General features: G+C 34.0%; 17 protein-coding genes. 12 read left to right on the top strand and 5 right to left on the bottom strand.

The window, feature by feature from the left end:
- Positions 1–218: 218 nt before the first annotated feature.
- The 8 genes from gltB to EV196_RS17235 all read left to right on the top strand — a co-directional run bounded on the left by gltB (position 219) and on the right by EV196_RS17235 (position 12,578).
- Positions 219–4,733 (top strand): glutamate synthase large subunit, encoded by a 4,515-nt coding sequence (gene gltB / locus EV196_RS17270; RefSeq protein ID WP_243652268.1) that lies wholly within the window; start codon positions 219–221, stop codon positions 4,731–4,733.
- 4 nt (positions 4,734–4,737) lie between these two features.
- Positions 4,738–6,201, top strand: coding sequence for a glutamate synthase subunit beta (locus EV196_RS17265; protein WP_132219028.1), 1,464 nt, complete (start codon positions 4,738–4,740; stop codon positions 6,199–6,201).
- Positions 6,202–6,434: 233 nt separating this feature from the next.
- A complete protein-coding gene (locus EV196_RS17260) occupies positions 6,435–6,689 on the top strand; it encodes a hypothetical protein (protein ID WP_243652267.1) in 255 nt (84 codons plus the stop codon).
- 87 nt (positions 6,690–6,776) lie between these two features.
- The gene (locus EV196_RS17255; RefSeq protein WP_132219026.1) at positions 6,777–8,369 is read left to right on the top strand and encodes a SulP family inorganic anion transporter; all 1,593 of its coding nucleotides are present in this window, start codon (positions 6,777–6,779) and stop codon (positions 8,367–8,369) included.
- A gap of 5 nt (positions 8,370–8,374) precedes the next feature.
- Positions 8,375–9,199: a universal stress protein gene (locus tag EV196_RS17250; protein ID WP_132219025.1), complete on the top strand. Its 825-nt coding sequence runs from the start codon at positions 8,375–8,377 to the stop codon at positions 9,197–9,199.
- 43 nt (positions 9,200–9,242) lie between these two features.
- Positions 9,243–9,872, top strand: coding sequence for a carbonic anhydrase family protein (locus EV196_RS17245; RefSeq protein WP_132219024.1), 630 nt, complete (start codon positions 9,243–9,245; stop codon positions 9,870–9,872).
- Positions 9,873–9,885: 13 nt separating this feature from the next.
- Positions 9,886–10,542: a DUF2490 domain-containing protein gene (locus EV196_RS17240; RefSeq protein WP_243652266.1), complete on the top strand. Its 657-nt coding sequence runs from the start codon at positions 9,886–9,888 to the stop codon at positions 10,540–10,542.
- A 185-nt stretch (positions 10,543–10,727) separates the two neighbouring features.
- Positions 10,728–12,578, top strand: a complete 1,851-nt coding sequence (locus EV196_RS17235) for a SulP family inorganic anion transporter (protein WP_132219023.1) — start codon at positions 10,728–10,730, stop codon at positions 12,576–12,578.
- 61 nt (positions 12,579–12,639) lie between these two features.
- Here EV196_RS17235 and fbp read toward each other — a convergent pair whose 3' ends face one another.
- A complete protein-coding gene (gene fbp / locus EV196_RS17230; RefSeq protein WP_132219022.1) occupies positions 12,640–13,647 on the bottom strand; it encodes a class 1 fructose-bisphosphatase in 1,008 nt (335 codons plus the stop codon).
- Between the two features lie 119 nt (positions 13,648–13,766).
- Here fbp and EV196_RS17225 point away from each other — a divergent pair, with 119 nt between their 5' ends.
- From EV196_RS17225 to EV196_RS17215, 3 genes are read left to right on the top strand one after another with little or no spacing between them, the layout of a single operon-like run.
- Positions 13,767–14,246: a GNAT family N-acetyltransferase gene (locus tag EV196_RS17225; protein ID WP_132219021.1), complete on the top strand. Its 480-nt coding sequence runs from the start codon at positions 13,767–13,769 to the stop codon at positions 14,244–14,246.
- 1 nt (position 14,247) lies between these two features.
- On the top strand, positions 14,248–15,498 hold the full coding sequence (locus EV196_RS17220) for an aspartate kinase (protein WP_132219020.1): 1,251 nt from the start codon (positions 14,248–14,250) through the stop codon (positions 15,496–15,498).
- A 22-nt stretch (positions 15,499–15,520) separates the two neighbouring features.
- Entirely contained in the window at positions 15,521–17,350 is a 1,830-nt protein-coding gene (locus EV196_RS17215; RefSeq protein ID WP_132219019.1) for a GNAT family N-acyltransferase, read from the top strand.
- 119 nt (positions 17,351–17,469) lie between these two features.
- Here EV196_RS17215 and EV196_RS17210 read toward each other — a convergent pair whose 3' ends face one another.
- From EV196_RS17210 to EV196_RS17200, 3 genes are all read right to left on the bottom strand, one after another.
- Positions 17,470–17,814 carry a TM2 domain-containing protein gene (locus EV196_RS17210; protein ID WP_132219018.1) on the bottom strand — a complete coding sequence of 115 codons (345 nt, stop codon included), beginning with the start codon at positions 17,812–17,814 and terminating at the stop codon, positions 17,470–17,472.
- A 65-nt stretch (positions 17,815–17,879) separates the two neighbouring features.
- Positions 17,880–18,644 (bottom strand): sulfite exporter TauE/SafE family protein, encoded by a 765-nt coding sequence (locus tag EV196_RS17205; protein WP_132219017.1) that lies wholly within the window; start codon positions 18,642–18,644, stop codon positions 17,880–17,882.
- Positions 18,645–18,683: 39 nt separating this feature from the next.
- Positions 18,684–19,139 carry a DUF1801 domain-containing protein gene (locus tag EV196_RS17200; protein ID WP_132219016.1) on the bottom strand — a complete coding sequence of 152 codons (456 nt, stop codon included), beginning with the start codon at positions 19,137–19,139 and terminating at the stop codon, positions 18,684–18,686.
- A gap of 64 nt (positions 19,140–19,203) precedes the next feature.
- On the opposite strand from EV196_RS17200, the gene EV196_RS17195 reads away from it, so the two are divergent.
- Positions 19,204–20,499, top strand: coding sequence for a serpin family protein (locus EV196_RS17195; protein ID WP_132219015.1), 1,296 nt, complete (start codon positions 19,204–19,206; stop codon positions 20,497–20,499).
- Between the two features lie 21 nt (positions 20,500–20,520).
- Here the strand turns inward: EV196_RS17195 and EV196_RS17190 are convergent, their stop codons facing one another.
- Positions 20,521–21,456, bottom strand: a complete 936-nt coding sequence (locus tag EV196_RS17190) for a 2-hydroxyacid dehydrogenase (RefSeq protein WP_132219014.1) — start codon at positions 21,454–21,456, stop codon at positions 20,521–20,523.
- Between the last annotated feature and the right edge of the window lie 82 nt (positions 21,457–21,538).

Raw genomic sequence — 21,538 nt, 5'->3', positions numbered from 1 at the left:
ATATGAGAATTCCTTAACATAATTTCAGTATTTCTTAATTATACTATAATAATAGGTGTTGAATATTTGTTAAAAAATGTCATTATTATTGATATATCATTATTTTAAGTTAAACTTCGCTTCTAAAATCGAAATAATGAATTCCCCTCTATTGTTATTCAAAAACAAGGTCATATCTTAGCGTTTCAACTCAAGTTTTAAACCAATATTTGTTGATTATGCTGAAGAAACAAGGAATGTATTTACCTGAATTCGAACACGAAAATTGTGGTGCAGGTTTTATTTGTAATCTAAAAGGAGAGAAAACAAATCAAATTATTCACGATGCGTTAGAAATTCTAGTGAAGTTAGAGCACCGAGGCGGTGTAAGTGCTGATGGAAAAACCGGTGATGGGGCTGGTTTGTTAATTGATATTCCTCACGATTATTTTAAACGTGTTTGTAATTTTAGTATTCCTGCCCAAAGAGAATATGCGGTGGGCATGGTGTTTTTGCCTAAAGTGCCTAATCAATATCAATTCTGTAAAGATACTTTTGAAAAGGAAATAAAAGAACAAGGACTTGCTATTTTAGGATGGAGACATGTACCTGTAGATTCTTCTCAATTAGGGGAAATCGCCTTGGCATCGGAACCTAAAATAGAGCAAATATTTATTGGAAAAACGGAAGATATAACAGAAGCTGTTTTTAAAGCAAAATTATTTGCTGCTCGTAAAATAACAGAACATGCTATTAGAAAATCTAAAATTTCTGAAAGCGGCTACTTTTACGTGCCAAGTTTGTCAACAACAACCCTTATATACAAAGGTATTATCATGCCTGAAGATATTGGGCCTTATTATACCGATTTACAACAAATTGACTTAGTAACGCGTTTGGCGTTAGTACACCAGCGTTTCTCTACCAACACGATGCCTACTTGGGAACTGGCACAACCGTTCCGCTTTATGTGTCAAAATGGTGAAATCAATACCCTTCGTGGCAACGTAAGTAGAATGCGTGTACGCGAAGAGATCATGAAAAGCGACGTTTTTGGCCCGCAAATTGAAAAATTATTCCCAATTATTTTACCTGGAAAATCAGATTCTGCTTCTATGGATATGGTGGTTGAGTTGTTAACACACACCGACAGATCGTTACCGGAAATCATGATGATGATGATTCCTGAAGCATGGGAAAAGCATAAAACCATGTCTGAAGAGCGTAAAGCATTCTACGAATACAACGCTTGTATTATGGAAGCTTGGGATGGACCTGCATCTGTGCCTTTCACAGATGGTGATTATATTGGTGCTTTATTAGATAGAAACGGACTAAGACCTTCAAGATATACTATTACCAAAAGTGGTAAATTAATTATGGCTTCGGAAATTGGTGTCGTAGATATTGCGCCTGAAGATGTAGAAAGACATGGTAGATTGGAACCAGGAAAAATGTTCTTGGTAGATATGAACAAGGGTCGTATTATTGAAGATGAAGAAATAAAAAGTAAAATTGTTTCTGAAAGACCATATAAAAAATGGTTGGACCAAACACGTTTACATTTAAAAGATGTCCCTTATACCAACGAAACTTGCCCTATAGAAACCATTGATGTTAAAACGAGACAACGTTTATTTAACTATACATTTGAAGATATTCAAGAAGTAATTACGCCTATGGCGGTTTCTGGCAAAGAAGCCTTAGGCTCTATGGGTACTGATACGCCTTTAGCGGTATTATCAGATAGACCACAATTAATTTCTAACTACTTCAAACAATTATTCGCACAGGTTACCAATCCACCTTTAGATGGTATCCGCGAAGAAATTGTAACAGATATTAGTTTAAATCTAGGTAAAGACAGAAATATTTTCAGCATTACTAAAAGACAATGTAGAAAATTAAGAATACAAAACCCTGTAATTTCTAATGCCGATCTAGAAAAAATTAGAACTATTACCATCGAAAGTTTTAAAGCAGAAACTATTCATATTTTATACCCGAAAGCTCAAGGTCTTAACGGTTTAGAAGATGCTTTGGAAGATATCATTATTCAAGTATCTAAAGCAATAGATAATGGTGTAAATATCATTATCTTATCAGATAGAGGTGTAAATAAAGATTTCGCACCTATTCCAGCACTGTTAGCATGTTCTTATGTAAACCATCAAATGAACCGCTTACGTAAACGTTCATACTTCGATATTATTATTGAATCTGCAGAACCACGTGAGCCACATCATTTTGCTACCTTATTTGGTTATGGTGCGAGTGCCATCAACCCTTATATGGTGAACGAAATAATTAGAGCCCAAGTAAAAGAAGGCTTTATTACGGGGATGGACGAGCAAAAGGCCGTTAATAATTTCAATAAAGCTATTGGTTCGGGCATATTAAAAGTGATGAATAAAATTGGAATCTCAACGCTACATTCATACAGAGGTTCTCAAATTTTCGAAATCGTTGGTTTTAATTCTGCTTTTGTTGAAAAATACTTCCCATATACAGCTTCAAGAATTGAAGGTATTGGTTTGTATGAAATTGAAAAAGAAATTACCGAGCGTTACAAATACGCATACCCAGATAATTTAATCGATAAACGTTTAGGATTAAATATTGGAGGCGATTACAGATGGAGACGTAATGGTGAACGCCACATGTTTAACCCAACAACTGTTTCAAAATTACAACAAGCAGTTCGATTAAGTGACCAAGCGAGTTACGATGTGTATGCAAAAGCCATCAACGAACAGTCTGAAAATTTAATGACCATCCGTGGTTTATTTGAATTTGATAAATTAGACCCAATTCCTTTAGAAGAAGTTGAACCTTGGACCGAAATCGTGAAACGTTTCAAAACAGGAGCGATGTCTTATGGATCTATTTCTAGAGAAGCGCATGAAAACTTAGCGATTGCTATGAACCGTATTGGAGGTAAATCTAACTCTGGTGAAGGTGGTGAAGATAGAAAACGTTTCCACCCAGATTTAAATGGCGATAGCAGAAACTCGGCTATTAAGCAAGTAGCTTCTGGTCGTTTTGGTGTTACATCACATTACTTAACCAATGCTAGGGAAATACAAATAAAAATGGCTCAGGGAGCTAAGCCTGGTGAAGGTGGACAATTACCTGGTGAAAAAGTATTACCATGGATTGCTGCGGCACGTAACTCAACCCCATTTGTTGGTTTAATTTCACCGCCGCCGCATCACGATATTTATTCTATTGAAGATTTAGCTCAATTGATTTTCGACTTAAAAAATGCCAATCGCGAAGCAAGAATAAACGTAAAACTTGTATCTGAAGTTGGTGTAGGTACTATTGCTGCGGGTGTAGCAAAAGCCAAAGCCGATGTGGTATTAATAGCAGGATATGATGGTGGAACCGGGGCTTCTCCATTAACATCATTAAAACACGCTGGTTTACCTTGGGAACTTGGTTTAGCCGAAGCACAACAAACCTTGGTTTTAAATAACTTAAGAAGTAGAATTGTTGTAGAGTGTGATGGCCAATTAAAAACGGGTCGCGATGTTGCCATTGCAGCCTTATTAGGTGCAGAAGAATTTGGTTTTGCAACCGCTCCTTTAGTAGCTTCTGGTTGTATCATGATGCGTAAGTGTCACTTAAATACGTGTCCAGTAGGTATCGCAACTCAAGATAAAGAGTTACGTAAAAACTTCAAAGGAACTCCAGAACACGTTATTAATTTCTTCTACTACATTGCTGAGGAATTAAGAGGTATTATGGCACAATTAGGGTTTAGAACTTTGGCAGAAATGGTTGGTCAAACCCATAAAATTAATGCAAACAAAGCTATAAAACATTATAAAGCAAAAGGTTTAGATCTATCGGCTATTTTACACCGTCCAGAAGCCTATAAGCTTATGACTGTTAAAAACACCGAAAAACAAGATCATAATTTAGATGACGTTCTTGATTTTAAAATCTTAAAAGATTCTCACAGAGCTTTATATAGAAAAGAAAAAATGACTTTAGATTACCCAATACACAATACAGATCGTACGGTGGGTGCTATAGTTAGTAACGAAATTTCAAAAATATATGGTCATTTAGGGTTGCCTGAAGATACTTTAAATATAAACTTCACAGGATCTGCTGGTCAAAGTTTTGGAGCTTTTGGAGCCAATGGTTTAACATTCATTTTGGAAGGAAACACGAATGATTATTTAGGTAAAGGATTGTCTGGGGCCAAATTAATCGTCAAAAAACCGGCTAAAGCTACTTTTATTGCAGAGAACAACATTATTGTTGGTAATGTTTGTTTATTCGGTGCTGTTCAAGGTGAAGCCTATATAAACGGAATTGCTGGTGAACGTTTTGCTGTTAGAAACTCTGGTGCCATTGCAGTGGTTGAAGGGCTTGGAGATCATGGTTGTGAATACATGACTGGTGGAAAAGTAGTGGTTCTTGGTAAAACAGGAAGAAATTTTGCAGCAGGTATGAGCGGTGGTATTGCATACGTTTACGATCCCGAAAATAAATTTAAAAACGGATTGTGTAATACAGAATCTATAGAATTTGAAGATATTTTAAATGAAGATGCTCAAGATTTGAAATCATTAATTGAAAAACAGGTTCTATACACCAATAGTAACCGAGGTAAAGAATTATTAGAAAACTGGGAAACTAGTTTAAAAAACTTTGTAAAAGTGATGCCTACCGAATACAAAAAAGCATTAATACGCTTAGAAACTGAAGTACAACAGGTAGAAGAACTAACAATAGCATAATGTCATGGGAAAAGTAACAGGATTTAAAGAATTTGAAAGACAAGATGAAAGTAATGCGCCCGTACCAGAGCGTGTAAAAAATTATAAAGAATTTACTATTCCTTTAAGTGAAGCTGAAATCACTAAACAAGGATCGCGTTGTATGGATTGCGGAATTCCATTTTGCCACAGTGGTTGCCCACTTGGCAACTTAATTCCAGATTTCAACCACATGGTTCATCAAGGCGAATGGCACAAAGCCTCATGGTTATTGCACGCTACCAACAATTTTCCAGAGTTTACAGGTCGTTTATGTCCTGCTCCCTGCGAAAAGTCTTGTGTATTAGGTATTATTGAAGACCCCGTTTCTATTGAAAACATCGAAAAACAAATTGTTGAACGTGCCTTTAAAGAAGGTTGGATAAAACCACAACCACCAAAAGTAAGAACTGGTAAAACAACAGCAGTTGTTGGTTCTGGTCCTGCTGGTTTAGCCGCTGCTCAGCAATTAAATAGAGCTGGCCATACGGTAACTGTTTTTGAGAGAGATGATGAAGTTGGAGGTTTACTGCGTTATGGTATTCCTAATTTCAAAATGGAAAAAGGAATTATAGACCGTAGGGTTGCCATATTAGAAGCTGAAGGCATTACATTTAAAACCAATGTAAACGTTGGCGTAAATTATGATGTTAAAGACCTTAAAAAGTTTGATGCTGTCGTGCTTTGTGGTGGCGCTACTTTAAGAAGAAGTTTACCAACGCCCGGTGCCGATGCCGATGGTGTTGTCCAAGCTATGGATTTTTTAACCCAACAAACTAAAGTGCTATTTGGCAAAGAAGTTAAAGACCAAGTTTTAGCAACCGATAAGCACGTTATTGTTATTGGTGGTGGAGATACCGGATCGGATTGTGTTGGAACATCAAACCGTCAAGGAGCAAAATCTGTAGTGAATTTTGAAATTATGCCGAAACCTCCAGGACACCGTTCACCTACTACCCCTTGGCCTTTTTGGCCATTACAGTTAAAAACATCGTCATCTCATGAAGAGGGCGTGGAACGTAACTGGTTAATTAACACAAAGGAATTTGTTAAGGACGCTAACGGTAAGTTAACAGCTTTAAAAACTATAAATGTTGAATGGAAAATGGTTCCTGGTGAGCGCCCTCAGTTAATTGAGGTTGCAGGTACAGAAAAAACATGGCCATGCGATTTAGCTTTATTGGCTCTTGGTTTTACAGGTCCAGAAAGCACCATTGCAGATAAATTAGGTATTGAAAAAGATGCTCGTTCTAACTATAAAGCTGAATATGGCAAATACCAAACCAATATTCCTAACATATTTGCAGCTGGCGATATGCGCAGAGGGCAATCATTAATTGTTTGGGCAATTTCTGAAGGTCGTGAAGCTGCTCGTCAAGTGGATATTTATTTAATGGGCAAATCAGATTTGCCTACTAAAAGCGAAATTGACGATTTAGTGGCATTATAAAACTAATTCATATTTTTATGAAAATCCCTTTATTAATAGTAGTAAAGGGATTTTTTATGCCATATCCGTAAGTAATAACCTTTGAAATTATTCAAATCTCAAAACCGTTAAGTTTTAAATCATTTTAAAATTTATTTAACATTTTAAAAAGTGTTAAGTATTATATTTGCGTTCAAAATAATTTTTATTTGATGATTAAAAAAACAATAGCAATTTTTTTTATAACATTATTTATGGCTCTTATAGTAGCGCCATCAGTAATTGTTATATTAGATGATGCTATTGATACTTCTGTGTTTTATTCTTTAGCAGAAGAAGAGGAAAACAGCCATGTAAAAAAGTTGGTATCTCCATTTTCATTACAAAACAATGATGTTTTAACTAATTTTAAATTGAAAGATTATCGATTTTTTGGTTATCAATTTAAAAAATACCCTAAACCTCATCTCAATTTAATTTCCCCTCCTCCAGAGCACATCATATTATAATCTCGGTTTTTTAGACTTTTATAAAAGTCAATTAATTACGTTTAATAACTTTTGGTTTTATAATCAAGAGTGAAATAATATTATAATATGTTTAAATCTATTAAAAACGACTTGCCTGCAAGTATCGTTGTATTTTTTGTTGCTTTACCTCTGTGTTTGGGTATTGCTTTAGCTAGTGGCGCGCCTCTGTTTTCAGGTTTAATTGCTGGTATTGTTGGAGGCATTGTAGTTGGAGGCTTAAGTGGCTCTAAAGTGGGAGTAAGTGGTCCAGCCGCAGGTTTAGCAGCTATTGTTTTAACTGCTATCGGCTCTTTAGGCGGTTATGAGAATTTCCTTGTCGCCGTTGTATTAGGTGGAATTATCCAAGTAATTTTTGGAATATTAAAAGCAGGTGTCATTGGGTATTATTTCCCTTCCTCTGTGATAAAAGGGATGTTAACAGGTATTGGAATCATCATCATTTTAAAACAGATTCCAAACTTTTTTGGTTATGATGAAGAATCTGCTTGGGATCTTGAGTTTTTTGAGATTGATGGAGGTAATACTTTTTCAGAATTATTCAGAATGTTAAGTAATATTCAACCAGGTGCTTTATTAATTGGGGTTATAAGTTTATTAATCTTGATATTTTGGGATAAAGTATTAAGTAAAAAAGCTAAGATTTTCGAAATAATTCCAGGACCATTTGTTGTAGTTGTTTTAGGTATTATTTTCTTCTCGGTAACTCAAGGTCATGAACTATTTTCAATAGGAACTCAACATATGGTAAGTGTGCCTATCCCTGAAGATGTAACATCTTTCTTAGGACAATTTAGTTTTCCAAACTTTGCAATTATCTTAAACCACGATGTGTGGATTGTAGCATTTACTATTGCATTAGTAGCCAGTTTAGAAACATTATTATCTGTCGAAGCTTCTGATAAAATTGACCCAGATAAAAATGTAACTCCAACAAATAGAGAGCTATTAGCACAAGGAGCTGGAAATATTGTTTCTGGTTTAATAGGTGGTTTGCCTATAACACAAGTAATTGTTAGAAGTTCAGCCAATGTACAATCTGGCGCAAAAAGTAAATTATCAACCATATTACATGGGTTCTTGTTATTAATTTCGGTTGTTTTAATACCTACCTTACTTAACAAAATTCCATTATCGGTATTAGCCGCTGTATTATTAATTGTTGGATTTAAATTAGCAAAACCATCTTTATTCAAAAAAATGTACAAGTTGGGGTGGAAACAATGGGTGCCATTTATAGCGACTGTTGTAGGTATCGTTTTTACCGATTTACTAGTTGGAATTGGTTTAGGACTTCTGGTTGGAATTGTGGTTATATTATTAAAAAGTTACCAAAATTCACATTTCCTTCATATTGAAGATAAAAGTAATGGAAAACATAAAATAAAAATGACACTTGCCGAGGAGGTAACCTTCTTCAACAAGGGAGCTATTCTTAAAGAACTGGATAGTTTACCAAGAGATACTTATTTAGAACTCGACCTAATTAAAACCAGATATTTAGACCATGATATTATAGAGATTCTTGAAGATTTTCTATTTAAAGCCAAAGAAAGAAACATTGATATTAATCTTGTTTCAAAACGTGGTGTTGTAGAAAACCCATCAAGTTTTATCAAGTTCTTTAATGAAAGACCAAAATCTAATTTAAGCTTAAGTTAATCATCATGAAAAAAAATAAATATAAAATATTGATACTTGCCGATTTAAAAAAATCGACAAGCTCCACGCTGCAAAGTACCGTTAGTCTGGCAAAAATGATTGATGCTGAGGTAGACTTTTTTTATGTAAAAAGTGCTTCAGATGTAGTTGAAAGAGAAAATCAATTATCTGCCATGCGTGCCATTAACCACGACTACACAGCGACTGATAAGAAGATAAAAAAGATAGTAAAAACTATTGCAGATGAACATCAAATAAACATAAACTATTCGTTTGTGTTTGGTAATGTTAAACATGAAATAGCGAGTTACATTGAACAAAAGCAACCAGATATTATTGTTTTAGGAAAGAAAAAAAACAATCTTATAAGTTTGGGTGGCGATAAAATTATTCAGTTTGTATTAAAACAATTTGATGGCACTATTCTAATTGCAGATGCCAACAACACATTAGAACCTAATGAAAAATTATCGTTAGGTGTATTAAATAGCATAGAGCCCCTATTTAATAGCAGTTTAGCTGAAGATTTGTTTGCCCATATGCAAGAGCCTATAAAATCATTTAAAATAGTTGAAAAATCGAAGACTTCAGAAGAAACTAATCTTTCTGCAAACAGCAATACTATAGAGTATGTGTTTGAAGAAAATGACAATACGATTAGCAATCTTTCAAATTACCTAACTAAAAATAACATTAACTTGTTGTGTGTGAATAGGCATGAAGATCCTTCAAAAAGCAAATCAAAAACAGCAACACAAAACATGAAGTTAATTGTAAATAATCTTCATGTTTCGCTCTTATTAACGGGCAAAAGAAATTATTCATTATAACACTAGTATTTACAATATAAACAAATTAAAACAATAAGATATTATGAAAGCACACACAAGAGAAACGCAAGCAACCATGACGCCTCAAAAGTCTTTGCAATTTTTAAAGGAAGGAAATTTAAGGTTTCAAAACAATTTAAAAGCAAACCGTAACTATTTAGAACAAGTAAACGATACCAGCGAGGGGCAATTTCCATTTGCTACCATTTTAAGCTGTATAGATTCTAGAGTTTCGGCCGAATTAATTTTCGATCAAGGTTTAGGTGATGTATTTAGTGTTCGTATCGCAGGAAACTTTATTAATGAAGATATTTTAGGCAGCATGGAATTCGCATCTAAAATAGCCGGGACAAAATTACTAGTGGTACTAGGCCATACAAGTTGTGGTGCCATTAAAGGGGCATGCGACGATGCCAAACTTGGCAATTTAACTAATATGCTGGGTAAAATTAAGCCAGCTGTAGAGGCTGTAGAAGAACCTGCCGATAAAAGCTTAAGAAATTCTAAAAACCTAGAGTTTGTTGATAGTGTGGCTGAGAAAAACGTATTAATGGCCATAGAAAACATACGAAAACAAAGCCCTGTTTTAAAAGAAATGGAAGATAATAATGAGATAGACATTGTTGGTGCTATGTATGATATTAATACAGGTGAAGTGGTGTTTTTTGAATAAAATAGAAAATATTATGAAGAAGAGGATAAGTATGGTGGCACTAACAATAGCGTTAGTGCTGCCTAACTTTATAAATGCCCAAGACAGTAATTTTGGTAATTGGCTAATTTATATTGGAAACAAAAAAATAAATTCAAAGTGGAACATTCATAACGAAGTCCAATACCGAAACTATAATGCCGTTGGCGATTTAGAACAATTACTTATTAGAACAGGTTTAGGTTACACTTTTAATGAAGGTAAAAACAATGTTTTATTAGGATATGGCTATATCCTGTCTGAAAATTATATAGGGGAAACCGACGAAAAAGCAAGCGTAAATGAACACCGAATTTTTCAACAATTTACATCAAAAAAAAATATAGGAAGTGTTACATTAAACCATCGCTACCGTTTTGAGCAACGTTTTGTTGAAGACGATTTTAAAATGCGTTTTCGTTATTTTTTAGGACTGAACATTCCTTTTGCAGAAACAAGCAACTATTATGTTTCGGCTTATAACGAAATCTTTTTAAATACTGAAAGTGCCATTTTTGATAGAAATCGAGTGTTTGGAGGCATTGGTTATAACTTAAATAAAAACGTAAAATTGGAAGCAGGCTACATGAACCAGTTTTTTGAAAATTCTGGTAGAGATCAATTTAATATAATCGCTTTTGTAACCTTTTAAATAGAGTTATTCAAAAAAAGAGACGAATACTTTTTTAAATATTGCTCTATTTCTTGATTTTAAATAATTAACTTCGAAACTTAAACATACTGTTAAAAACAGTATCACCCTTTAGGGTGATAACCGCCAACTAGTCTTGACAACTTGTTAAGATAACCAATAAATAAAACAATAAATATTATATCATGAAAAATCTATTTTCAAATATTAAAGGTGATGCTTTCGGCGGCATTACTGCGGGTATCGTAGCATTGCCATTAGCACTAGCTTTTGGTGTGTCCTCTGGTTTAGGGCCTAGTGCAGGACTTTACGGTGCTATATTTTTAAGTTTTTTTGCAGCACTTTTTGGAGGAACCAATACGCAAATTTCAGGACCCACCGCACCAATGACGGCAGTAAGTATGGTGGTAATTGCTGGTATTATTGCTGTAAACGATGGCGATGTTGAAAAAGCATTACCTGCCATACTTCTTGTGTTTTTATTAGCTGGTTTTATGCAAGTTGGATTAGGTGTCCTGGGGCTTGGTAAATACATAAAATACATTCCCTACCCCGTGGTTTCTGGTTTTATGACGGCCATTGGTGTTATTATTTTAGTCACACAAGTTTTACCTTCTATAGGTTATTACCCAAAAGAAGACATTGAGTTTGTAAACCAATTTAGACCACAAGCCGAAGAATTAATTTTAGAAAACATATTAAAAGAAGAAGCAGGTGAAGGCATTTTAGTTTTAGAAAATTTTAAAGAAACCGTAGAGAGGGCCCAATTTATTAATGAAGATGATATTTTAAAAGAATCGAAAACACTCGCAAAAAATGAAGCTTCTGGGGTTTTAGGAACCTTAAAAGTATTGCCTAGAGCTATTCAAAGTATTAATTGGTTAGAGTTAATTTTAGCACTTTCAACCATATTTATCATTTATGGTTTTAAACGAATCACTACCAAAATACCAAGTACTTTGGTGGCTTTGGTGGTCGTTTCTGGTGCGGCCATAGCTTTTGGATTAAATTACAGACCTATTGAAGAAATTCCGAGTGGTATTCCCATGCCACATTTAGAAATTTTCACAAGTTTTAGTATCGCAACTATTACACCTTATGTTTTTACAGCTTTAACTTTAGCCCTGTTGGGTGCCATCGATTCCTTATTAACAAGTGTTGTGGCCGATAATATGACTAAAACTAAGCACAAACCAAATAAGGAACTAATTGGTCAAGGTATTGGTAATAGCATAGGTGCTATATTTGGTGGTCTGCCAGGAGCTGGAGCCACCATAAGAACGGTTGTAAATATTAATTCTGGAGGTAAAACAAAACTTTCTGGAATGATAGCAGGTATTATGCTCCTTATTATTTTATTAGGACTTGGCCCTATTGCTTCACAAATTCCAGCGGCTGTACTTGCCGGTATTTTAATTACTGTGGGAATAGGCGTAATGGATTATAAAGGACTTAAAGCCATACCAAGTTTACCAAGAGACGCAAAAATAGGTCCTTTTAAAGTAAGTTCCGAAGTGATCATTATGTTTGTCGTATTATTACTTTCTTCATTATGGAATTTAGTTTATGCCGTAGGTATTGGGCTTGTAATTGCTTCTTTAATGTTTATGAAAAAAATAGGCGATTTAACTGCTGAACGTTCTGACGTTAAATCTTTAAAAGAAGAAGTTTGGAAGGATGAATTGGATTTCCCTACAGATTTAAAAGAAAAGGTATTTATCAAACATATTAAAGGCCCTCTGTTTTTTGGTTCAACAAGCGAGTTTCAAAGCTTGTCGGCTCAAGTGCCAAGTACAGCATCAATGGTTATTATTCGTTTAGATCGTATGCAATATATGGATCAGTCAGGGTTATATGCCATGGAAGATGTGCTACAGGAATTGAACAAAAACAACATCACCGCTTACTTTGTCGATTTGTTAGATCAACCAAAATACATGATGGAACGTATTGACATTATTCCAGATTTAATGCCTAGAGAACATATTTTCGAAACCTTTAACGATTGTATTAAATATATTAAACCTAAAATATAGTTTAAAAACAAAAAACGCGAACTTTTATCAGTTCGCGTTTTTTGTTTTTAAAGGTCTTTATTTATTTTGCGGCTCTCATAAATTCCTCACACTTTTCAACCATATTTTTGCTGCCACAAACAAAAGGAACGCGTTCATGCAGTTCGGTTGGTTTTATATCCATTATCCTGCAAAAACCATCGCTTGCTTTTCCGTTAGCCTGTTCTGCTAAAAAAGCCATAGGGTTACATTCGTATAGCAAACGTAATTTTCCGTTAGGGTTTTTTGAACTTTGTGGATACATATAAATACCGCCTTTAATCATATTTCTATGAAAATCGGATACTAAAGAACCAATGTATCTTGAAGTATAAGGTCTCTCATCTTCGTCTTTTTGGCAATATTTAATATAATCTTTTATTCCTTGTGGAAACTGAAGGTAATTACCTTCGTTTACGGAATAAATATTACCATCTTCTGGAAACTGCATATCTGGATGCGACAAATAAAACGAACCTATAGCAGGATTTAATGTAAAGCCATTTACGCCAGCACCAGTAGTATAAACCAACATGGTTGATGTACCATATACAATATATCCAGCAGCTACTTGTTGGCTACCTTTTTGTAAAAAATCTTCAGATGTTACAGGCGTTCCAACAGGTGTAACACGTCTATAAATTGAAAAAATAGTACCTACAGATACATTTACATCAATATTTGAAGATCCATCAAGTGGGTCAATTAAAACGATATACTTATTCTGATGGTTTTCATCTTGACTATTGATTGATATAAAATCATCTTCTTCTTCACTTGCAATACCACAAACAATATTACGTTTTGTAAGTGTTTGAATAAATTTTTCGTTGGCGTAAACATCCAATTTTTGTTGGTCTTCCCCTTGAATATTGGTATCGCCTGCAGCACCAATAATATCTACCAAACCAGCTTTGTTAACTTCGTGGTTCACTATTTTGGCTGCTAATCTAATGGAATTAAGTAAACTTGATAATTCGCCGGAAGAATATTTAAATGCGGCTTGGTTTTCAATAATAAATTCTCCTAAGGTTTGCTTTTTGTGAGCCATAAATTAGATTTTTGTGCTACAAATATCAATTATTTTTTAATGAACTACAACGTTTTCGCCTAAGATTAATCTTTTATTTGTTCAACTTTAAGTTATCTTTGAAATAATTTAAAAATATTATGAGTTTCACAATAAGAAAGGCAAAAAAAGAAGATATGCCACAAGTGCTTTTGTTAATAAATCAGTTAGCACAGTTTGAAAATGAACCTGACGCTGTTGAAGTTACCCTAAAAGATTTAGAAAATGATGGCTTTAGCGAAACGCCTGCATTTATATGTTTTGTTGCAGAAATAAATAACAAAGTAGAAGGAACTGCCATAGTTTTTCACCGTTTCTCGACCTGGAAAGGCAAAATTTTACACCTTGAAGATTTAATAGTTAATGAATCGATGCGTGGTGCCGGTTTAGGAACTGCCCTTTTAGATGAAGTTATTAAATATGGGCATCAATTAGGGGTTAAGCGAATTAATTGGGAAGTTTTAAATTGGAACAAACCAGCCATAACTTTATACGAGAAAAAAGGCGCACGTGTTTTACAAGATTGGAATGTAGTTCATTTAAGCGAACAAGGCATAAAAGATTATATAGCAAACTTATAGTATGCAAGTATTTAAATTTGGTGGCGCATCGGTTAAAGATGCTAATGGCGTTAAGAATATTGCTTCTTTATTACAAAAAGTGGGTTATAAAAACACTTTAATTGTTGTTTCTGCTATGGGGAAAACAACCAATGCATTAGAACTTGTAATTAAAAATTATTTTGAAAATAAAACCGAATTACAAAGTGCTTTGCAAGAAGTTAAAAAATACCATAATGAAATTTTATTAGATTTATTTGCTAATGAAAACCATCAAGTTTTTAAAAAAGTAACAGGATTTTTTAATGAACTTAACCAGTTTTTAGAAACTAACAAATCACCCGATTATAATTTTGTTTACGACCAAATTATTGGCTATGGCGAATTAATTTCAACGCTTATTGTTAGTGAATGTTTAAATGCTATTGGATTAAAAAACAACTGGATAGATGTTCGCGAACACATTAAAACCGATAGTTATTACAGAAGAGCCAATGTTAATTGGGAAGAAACTCAACAATTAATTACAACAAATTTCAATAAATCTATTTTAAATATTACCCAAGGCTTTTTAGGAAGTGATGCCAATAATTTCACAACTACATTGGGTAGAGAAGGGAGCGATTATACCGCTGCTATTTTCGCATATTGCTTAAACGCCGATAATGTAACCATTTGGAAAGACGTTCCGGGTGTTTTAAATGCCGACCCACGTTATTTTGAAAACGCCCAATTGTTAAACCAAATAAGCTACCGCGAAGCTATTGAGTTAGCATTTTATGGTGCTTCGGTTATTCACCCCAAAACCTTACAACCTTTACAAGGTAAAGAAATTCCACTATATGTAAAATCGTTTTTAAACCCAGAAGCTCCAGGAACCAGAATTGGCAAAAATATTACTTTAGATCCCATGGTGCCTTGTTTCATTGTGAAGAAAAACCAAGTTCTAATATCATTATCATCGTTGGATTTTTCATATATAGTGGAAGAAAATATTAGTGAAATTTTTAATTTACTACATTTATATAAAATGAAGGTAGATGTAATTCAAAATTCGGCCATTAGTTTTTCGGTATGTGTGGATAATATTTATAATAATCTGGACAAATTATTACATCATTTAAAAGCAAAATTTAAAGTAACTTGTCACGAAAACGTATCACTTTATACGATTCGTCATTACACACAAGGTGCAATTAACCAAATTGAAGAAGGTAAAACCGTGTTATTAAAACAATTAACGCAAGAAACTGTTCAAGTAGTAAGTAAATAAACAATTTAGTACATTTACAGTCATGACCAAACAACAAGATTCAGGATTAGTATCAGCTAAAGAAGTGGCTAAAGCAATAAGCGTAGATAACTATGGCTTTATAGGCACGTTTATTGGATGGTTACTTATGAAGGTGCTTAAAATTTCAACACTTAATAGAATATACAACCGAAATAAGCACCTTAACGATCTCCCTTTTTTAGATGCTATTTTAGATGATTTTCAAATTAAATTCGAAATTCCAGAAGAAGATTTAAAACGCCTCCCAAAAGACGGAGCTTACATTACGGTGTCCAATCATCCGCTTGGTGGAATAGATGGTATCTTACTTTTAAAATTAATGCTTGAACAGCGCACCGATTTTAAAATAATAGCCAACTTTTTATTGCATCGTATCGAGCCCATGAAGCCTTATATTATGCCGGTAAATCCTTTTGAGGATAGAAAAGATGCAAAATCGAGTCTATCAGGTTTTAAAAATTCCATACTACATTTGCGCAATGGGCATCCCCTAGGGCTCTTTCCTGCTGGAGAAGTTTCAACCTATCGTGATGGTAAATTAGTAGTAGATCGCCCTTGGGAAGAAGCTGCCATGAAATTAGTTAAAAAAGCCGAAGTGCCGGTAGTTCCTATTTATTTCCATGCAAAAAACAGTAGATTGTTTTACAAGCTTTCAAAAATTAGCGATACGTTTAGAACGGCCAAATTACCCTCTGAATTGCTAACCCAAAAACGCCGTACCATAAAAGTGCGTATAGGAAGACCTATTTCGGTTGAAGACCAAAAAGAATATACAACCCTTGAAGAATTCTCAGAATTTTTAAGACGAAAAACCTATATGCTTTCCAATTCTTTTGAAGACAAGCCGAAGATATTAGATAATATTCAATCTACTTTAAAAACACCAAAATCGCCTAAACGCATTGTAACTCCAGTTGATAATGCATTAATGATAACTGAGGTAGAAGCCCTACGTAAAGACGATTCTAGATTATTGCAAAGTAAAAACTATGAAGTGTTTTTGGCAGAAGCTTCTAAAATCCCTCATATTCTGCGAGAAATTGGGCGTTTACGCGAAATCACTTTTAGAGAAGTAGGCGAAGGCACCAATGAAGCTATCGATTTAGATGCTTTTGATAATTACTACCATCACATGTTTTTATGGGATAACGAGAAAAATGTACTTGCGGGTGCATACAGAATGGGCTTAGGCTCTAAAATTTTCGAACAGTATGGTATAGATGGTTTTTATTTACAAGACCTTTTTAGGTTTGAACCCGAGTTACATAAAATGATGAGCCAATCTATAGAAATGGGGCGCGCTTTCATTATTAAAGAATACCAGCAAAAACCAATGCCTTTATTTTTACTTTGGAAAGGCATTGTGCATACTACATTGCGTTACCCAGAACATAAATTTTTAATTGGAGGTGTAAGTATTAGTAACCAGTTTTCAAACTTCTCAAAATCGTTGATGATTGAGTTTATGAAATCGCATTACTACGACCCATACATTGCACAATATGTGCATCCAAAAAAAGAGTTTAAAGTAAAATTGAAAGATGCTGATAAAGATTTTGTTTTTGATGAAACTGAAGCTGATTTAATTAAGTTTGATAAAATTATTGATGAAATAGAACCAGGAGCGTTACGCCTTCCTGTACTGCTTAAAAAATATATAAAACAGAATGCGCGTTTGGTGGCTTTTAATGTAGATCCGCTATTTAACAATTCGGTTGATGGTTTGATGTACATAAAAATTGCCGACTTGCCCGAAAGCACCGTAAAACCAGTTATGGAAGAGTTCCAAGCAGAATTGGAACGTAAATTTATGGAGAATAATGAGGAATAACTTTCATTCGAAATTATAACAAAAACAAAAAGCTATTCTATATTGTAGAATAGCTTTTTGTTTTAAATGAGTTGATTACCCTAAAAAGAGCCATTAACACTTGTTTGGTATTAAAAAAATTAAAACCAAGGTTTTTTACCTACTTGGTAGGTTTTGTAAAATTCCTCGTCAGATTTAGTTAAGTATATGATACCTTCTATTAAACCAACTACACCCACAAGTGAAGCGGCAATTCCACAAGTGATAGCTCCTAGAATGATAGTAACAACTAACATAATAATACCTTCTTTTTGATATCCTAAGATAAATTTATGAACTCCAAAAGCACCAAGTAAAATAGCTAAAATACCAGCTAATATTTTTTTGTTTTCGCCAGCAGCAATTTCATTAGCTCCTTGAGTAAATTCTCTTGCAGATTCTTTAGCGCCATCTACGGCGTCGTTTAAGTTTTTTTTGTCAGACATATTATTGGTTTATGGTTTAGATGTTAAATGTAATAAAAAAATGAATTGGTTGTGTAAAACATCTGTTATCTAAACAACATAATGATGCCACCCAAGGCAGTTACTATAAGTACAAAACGCCTGTAATTAACGTTGGATATGAGCTTTACAATATATGCTCCTAAGAAAAAACCTAAAATAACCATAGGTATTAATACAGAATTTAAAACCAAAGTTTCAAAGCTAACAGTTTCCCAAATAAATATATGAAAGGGTAATTTAAACACATTTATTATAAAGAATAACCATGCCGCCGTACCTATAAATTCGTTTTTGGGCATACGCATGGCAAGAAAATAGATATCGGAAACAGGTCCAGCCAAATTACCAACCATGGTAGTAAAACCGGCAAGAAATCCAGCAGAATTAGAAAACCATTTACTAGTGGGTATGGTGGCAGATTTCCTGTTTTCCATATAAAACATAATAAATACCGACCCAATGATAATAATCGCCATGATGCGCTTAAAAAGCGCTTCAGAAATATCGTTACCCACCCAAACGCCTACTAAAACCCCAATGACCATAGCTGGCAACAGTTTTTTTATGTAATGCCATTGTGCATGTTTGTTATAATAAATGACGGCAAAAATATCGGCAAAAATTAATAGAGGTAAGAGTATGCCTGTAGATGTTTTTTCACCAAAAACAAAAGCCAGAATCACGACAATAATAATCCCAATACCTTTAATACCAGATTTTGACAAGCCCAATAAAAATACTGCAAAACAAATAGCGGTCCATTGCAATACGGTTAAGTGAAAGGATTGTAGAATTTCGAAATAATTCAATTAAAGTGTGGGTTGTAGGTTATTTGGTAAAAATAGAATTTATTTTTTAAAAGCTTGTTCATAAATTGAAATCCATCCAGCAACCGTCATTTTTGAAGCCAATTCTCCAATAAGTTCATACGGAATATCGTCAATATATTTAAACCTGATGCAACTTTTGCCCATATCCAATTTTCGTTTGCAATGTTTTGGATATTCTGTTACAAACCAATCATACAATTCTTTTTTAGCATAAACGCCCATATGATATACATTTATAGAATTTTTTTGTGAAGCAAAACTCAAAAAAGGCAATGGTAATTCTGGTGTGCAATGGTAGCCATCGGGATATATAGAATGCGGCACCACATAACCAATCATACCATAACTAATCGTTTCTTCAAACCCTTTTGGGAGGTTTTTTTTGATGATTGCCCTCAATTTCTTTACAGGTTCCTGTCGGTCTTCTGGAAGTTGACTGATGTAATCTTCAGGTGTATTGGCTTGGTACTGCATCTTTTTAGCTTTAGAATTCTAAAATTAATAAAAATTTGCAACTATTATATCTTAAATTTATTGAATGAATTTCCGCAACCTTTTTGTTGTTTTTGCATCTACAATTAAAGACTATAAACTTTATACCATGAAATTATCAAATACACTTTCCATTTTTGTTACAATAAGTGTTATTATATTTCAATCTTGTAGCACATCTGATGCAGACACTCCTTCTTTAGAGCCTTTTGAATCTATCACTAAGTCAAGCCAAATAGTTACAGCAAACAATGATTTTGCTTTTTCTTTGTTCAAGGAAATTGCACAAACTGAAACTGAAACTAATTATATGGTTTCACCAGTGAGTGCTTCATTAGCTTTAGGTATGGTTTATAACGGGGCAAGTGGAGAAACCCAAACAGCATTTGCAAATGTGTTTCATTATGGCGATGCTACTTTAGATGAAACAAACCTGGTAAACCAAAATATTATTACCAACCTAACACAAACCGCTTCTGGAACAACCTTCGAAATTGATAATTCGCTTTGGGTAAAAAATACATTTCCTGTAAAAGAAACGTTTTTGGAAGCTAACAAAACATACTACTTAGCCGAAGTACAAAACAAAGATTTTAGTAATCCTGAAACCTTAGGAGCCATAAACAATTGGGTGTCGAATAAAACCTATGGAAAAATTCCTAAAATTTTAAATGAAATTGACCCTAACGCAGTACTTTATGCCATTAATGCCCTTTATTTTAAAAGTGATTGGAAATTTAGTTTTGATGTAAAAGACACCAAGTCTTTACCTTTTAAGTTGAGTGATGGTTCTTCAAAAAATGTAGATATGATGAGCATGGAACAAGATTTAAAATACTACTCCAACAACGTGTTTTCTTCGGTTCAACTTCCCTACAAAAATGATAAATATACCATGACTTTGATGCTTCCAAATACTAATAAAACAGAAGGTGACATTATAGCAATGATGAGTAATGAAAATTGGACCACTTGGGAAAACAACTATAATTTGCAAAGTATAAAAATTACCATGCCCAAGTTTACATTCTCCTATGAGAAATTATTTAATGATGCTTTAGCTAACTTAGGGCTTGGTATTGCCTTTAGTGATCGTGCTGATTTTAGTGGCATGAGCGATTTGCCTACAAAAATCTCATTTGTTTTACAAAAAACTTTTATAGATGTTAACGAAAAAGGAACGGAAGCTGCTGCGGTAACAGTGGTTGGAATTGAACTTACTTCTGCTGGTGGACCCAAACAGTTTGTTTTAGACAAGCCTTTTGTATTTACAATAACCGAAAAAGAAACAGGCTCTATTTGTTTTATGGGTAAAGTAGGCTCTCCAGAGTACAAGAAATAAACCAGCAATATTGAAGTTAAGTTAACAAAATTTTGCTTTAATTTTATCTACAATGGTTTGTGCTAGTTTTTCTTTACTTTCAATAGTCCAACCTGCAACATGTGGAGTTAGCAATACGTTTTCAGCAGCTATTAAATATTGAAATGGTTCGGGCATGGTAGAAGTGAACATATCTTCAAACGAAGCTTTTTCGTATTCTAAAACATCTAAACCTGCTCCAAGTATTTTACCAGTTTTTAATGCCGAAACCAAATCTTTAGTCACAACACTTTTGCCACGTGCAGTATTAATAAACCAAAATGGGTTTTTAAATTGATTGATAAACTCTGAATTAATCATGTTTGACGTTAAAGGCGTTTGTGGCGTGTGTAAACTTACAACCTCTACTTGTTCTTGAAATTCTTTTAGCGACACTTGTTTGGCGTTGGCATCACCAACATGTTCTTTAATATCGTAACACAAAACCTCAACATCAAAACCTCTTAGTTTTTTAGCAAAGGCTTTACCCATGTTACCGTAACCAATAAGTCCAACGGTTCTGCCATCGAGTTCAATACCTCGGTTGGCTTCGCGTTGCCATTTACCTATTCTAACTTCACGATCTGCTTTATTTAGTTTGTTGAATAAGGAAAGTAGCATACCAAGGGCATGTTCACCAACCGCATTTCGGTTGCCTTCGGGTGCAGCAATTAATTCTATGTCTTTAGAAATGGCATAATCGCAATCTATATTTTCCAAGCCTGCCCCTACACGACCTATAAATTTCAGGTTGGTGGCAGCATCTAAAAATTGTTTGTCTATGGAAAAACGACTTCTTAAAATAATACCGTCATAATTTTTGATTTTGGCTTCGATTTCTTGTTTTGAAGATGAATAATCTTCGCAATTGGTAAAGCCTAAATCGTTTAATTGATTAATTAATAATTCGTGATTGGTATCTAGGTGAAGTATTTTCATGGACAATTATTAGACTACAAATTTATGAAGTTTTAAACAAACAATACTGAAAAATGAGATTGAACTAATTTTTTCTGGTAGG

Origin of the sequence: Mariniflexile fucanivorans, assembly GCF_004341235.1 — a bacterium.
In the GTDB taxonomy this organism is placed as follows: domain Bacteria; phylum Bacteroidota; class Bacteroidia; order Flavobacteriales; family Flavobacteriaceae; genus Mariniflexile; species Mariniflexile fucanivorans.
The sequence above is the reverse complement of the archived record's forward strand: the minus strand, read 5'-3'. Positions and strand labels throughout refer to the sequence as shown.

What these genes read in the sequence shown, in the direction of transcription:
- gltB (WP_243652268.1), top strand. Translation starts at nt 219, where the DNA reads ATGCTGAAGAAACAAGGAATGTATTTACCTGAATTCGAACACGAAAAT.
- EV196_RS17265 (WP_132219028.1), top strand. Translation starts at nt 4,738, where the DNA reads ATGGGAAAAGTAACAGGATTTAAAGAATTTGAAAGACAAGATGAAAGT.
- EV196_RS17260 (WP_243652267.1), top strand. Translation starts at nt 6,435, where the DNA reads ATGGCTCTTATAGTAGCGCCATCAGTAATTGTTATATTAGATGATGCT.
- EV196_RS17255 (WP_132219026.1), top strand. Translation starts at nt 6,777, where the DNA reads ATGTTTAAATCTATTAAAAACGACTTGCCTGCAAGTATCGTTGTATTT.
- EV196_RS17250 (WP_132219025.1), top strand. Translation starts at nt 8,375, where the DNA reads ATGAAAAAAAATAAATATAAAATATTGATACTTGCCGATTTAAAAAAA.
- EV196_RS17245 (WP_132219024.1), top strand. Translation starts at nt 9,243, where the DNA reads ATGAAAGCACACACAAGAGAAACGCAAGCAACCATGACGCCTCAAAAG.
- EV196_RS17240 (WP_243652266.1), top strand. Translation starts at nt 9,886, where the DNA reads ATGAAGAAGAGGATAAGTATGGTGGCACTAACAATAGCGTTAGTGCTG.
- EV196_RS17235 (WP_132219023.1), top strand. Translation starts at nt 10,728, where the DNA reads ATGAAAAATCTATTTTCAAATATTAAAGGTGATGCTTTCGGCGGCATT.
- fbp (WP_132219022.1), bottom strand. Translation starts at nt 13,647, where the DNA reads ATGGCTCACAAAAAGCAAACCTTAGGAGAATTTATTATTGAAAACCAA.
- EV196_RS17225 (WP_132219021.1), top strand. Translation starts at nt 13,767, where the DNA reads ATGAGTTTCACAATAAGAAAGGCAAAAAAAGAAGATATGCCACAAGTG.
- EV196_RS17220 (WP_132219020.1), top strand. Translation starts at nt 14,248, where the DNA reads ATGCAAGTATTTAAATTTGGTGGCGCATCGGTTAAAGATGCTAATGGC.
- EV196_RS17215 (WP_132219019.1), top strand. Translation starts at nt 15,521, where the DNA reads ATGACCAAACAACAAGATTCAGGATTAGTATCAGCTAAAGAAGTGGCT.
- EV196_RS17210 (WP_132219018.1), bottom strand. Translation starts at nt 17,814, where the DNA reads ATGTCTGACAAAAAAAACTTAAACGACGCCGTAGATGGCGCTAAAGAA.
- EV196_RS17200 (WP_132219016.1), bottom strand. Translation starts at nt 19,139, where the DNA reads ATGCAGTACCAAGCCAATACACCTGAAGATTACATCAGTCAACTTCCA.
- EV196_RS17195 (WP_132219015.1), top strand. Translation starts at nt 19,204, where the DNA reads ATGAATTTCCGCAACCTTTTTGTTGTTTTTGCATCTACAATTAAAGAC.
- EV196_RS17190 (WP_132219014.1), bottom strand. Translation starts at nt 21,456, where the DNA reads ATGAAAATACTTCACCTAGATACCAATCACGAATTATTAATTAATCAA.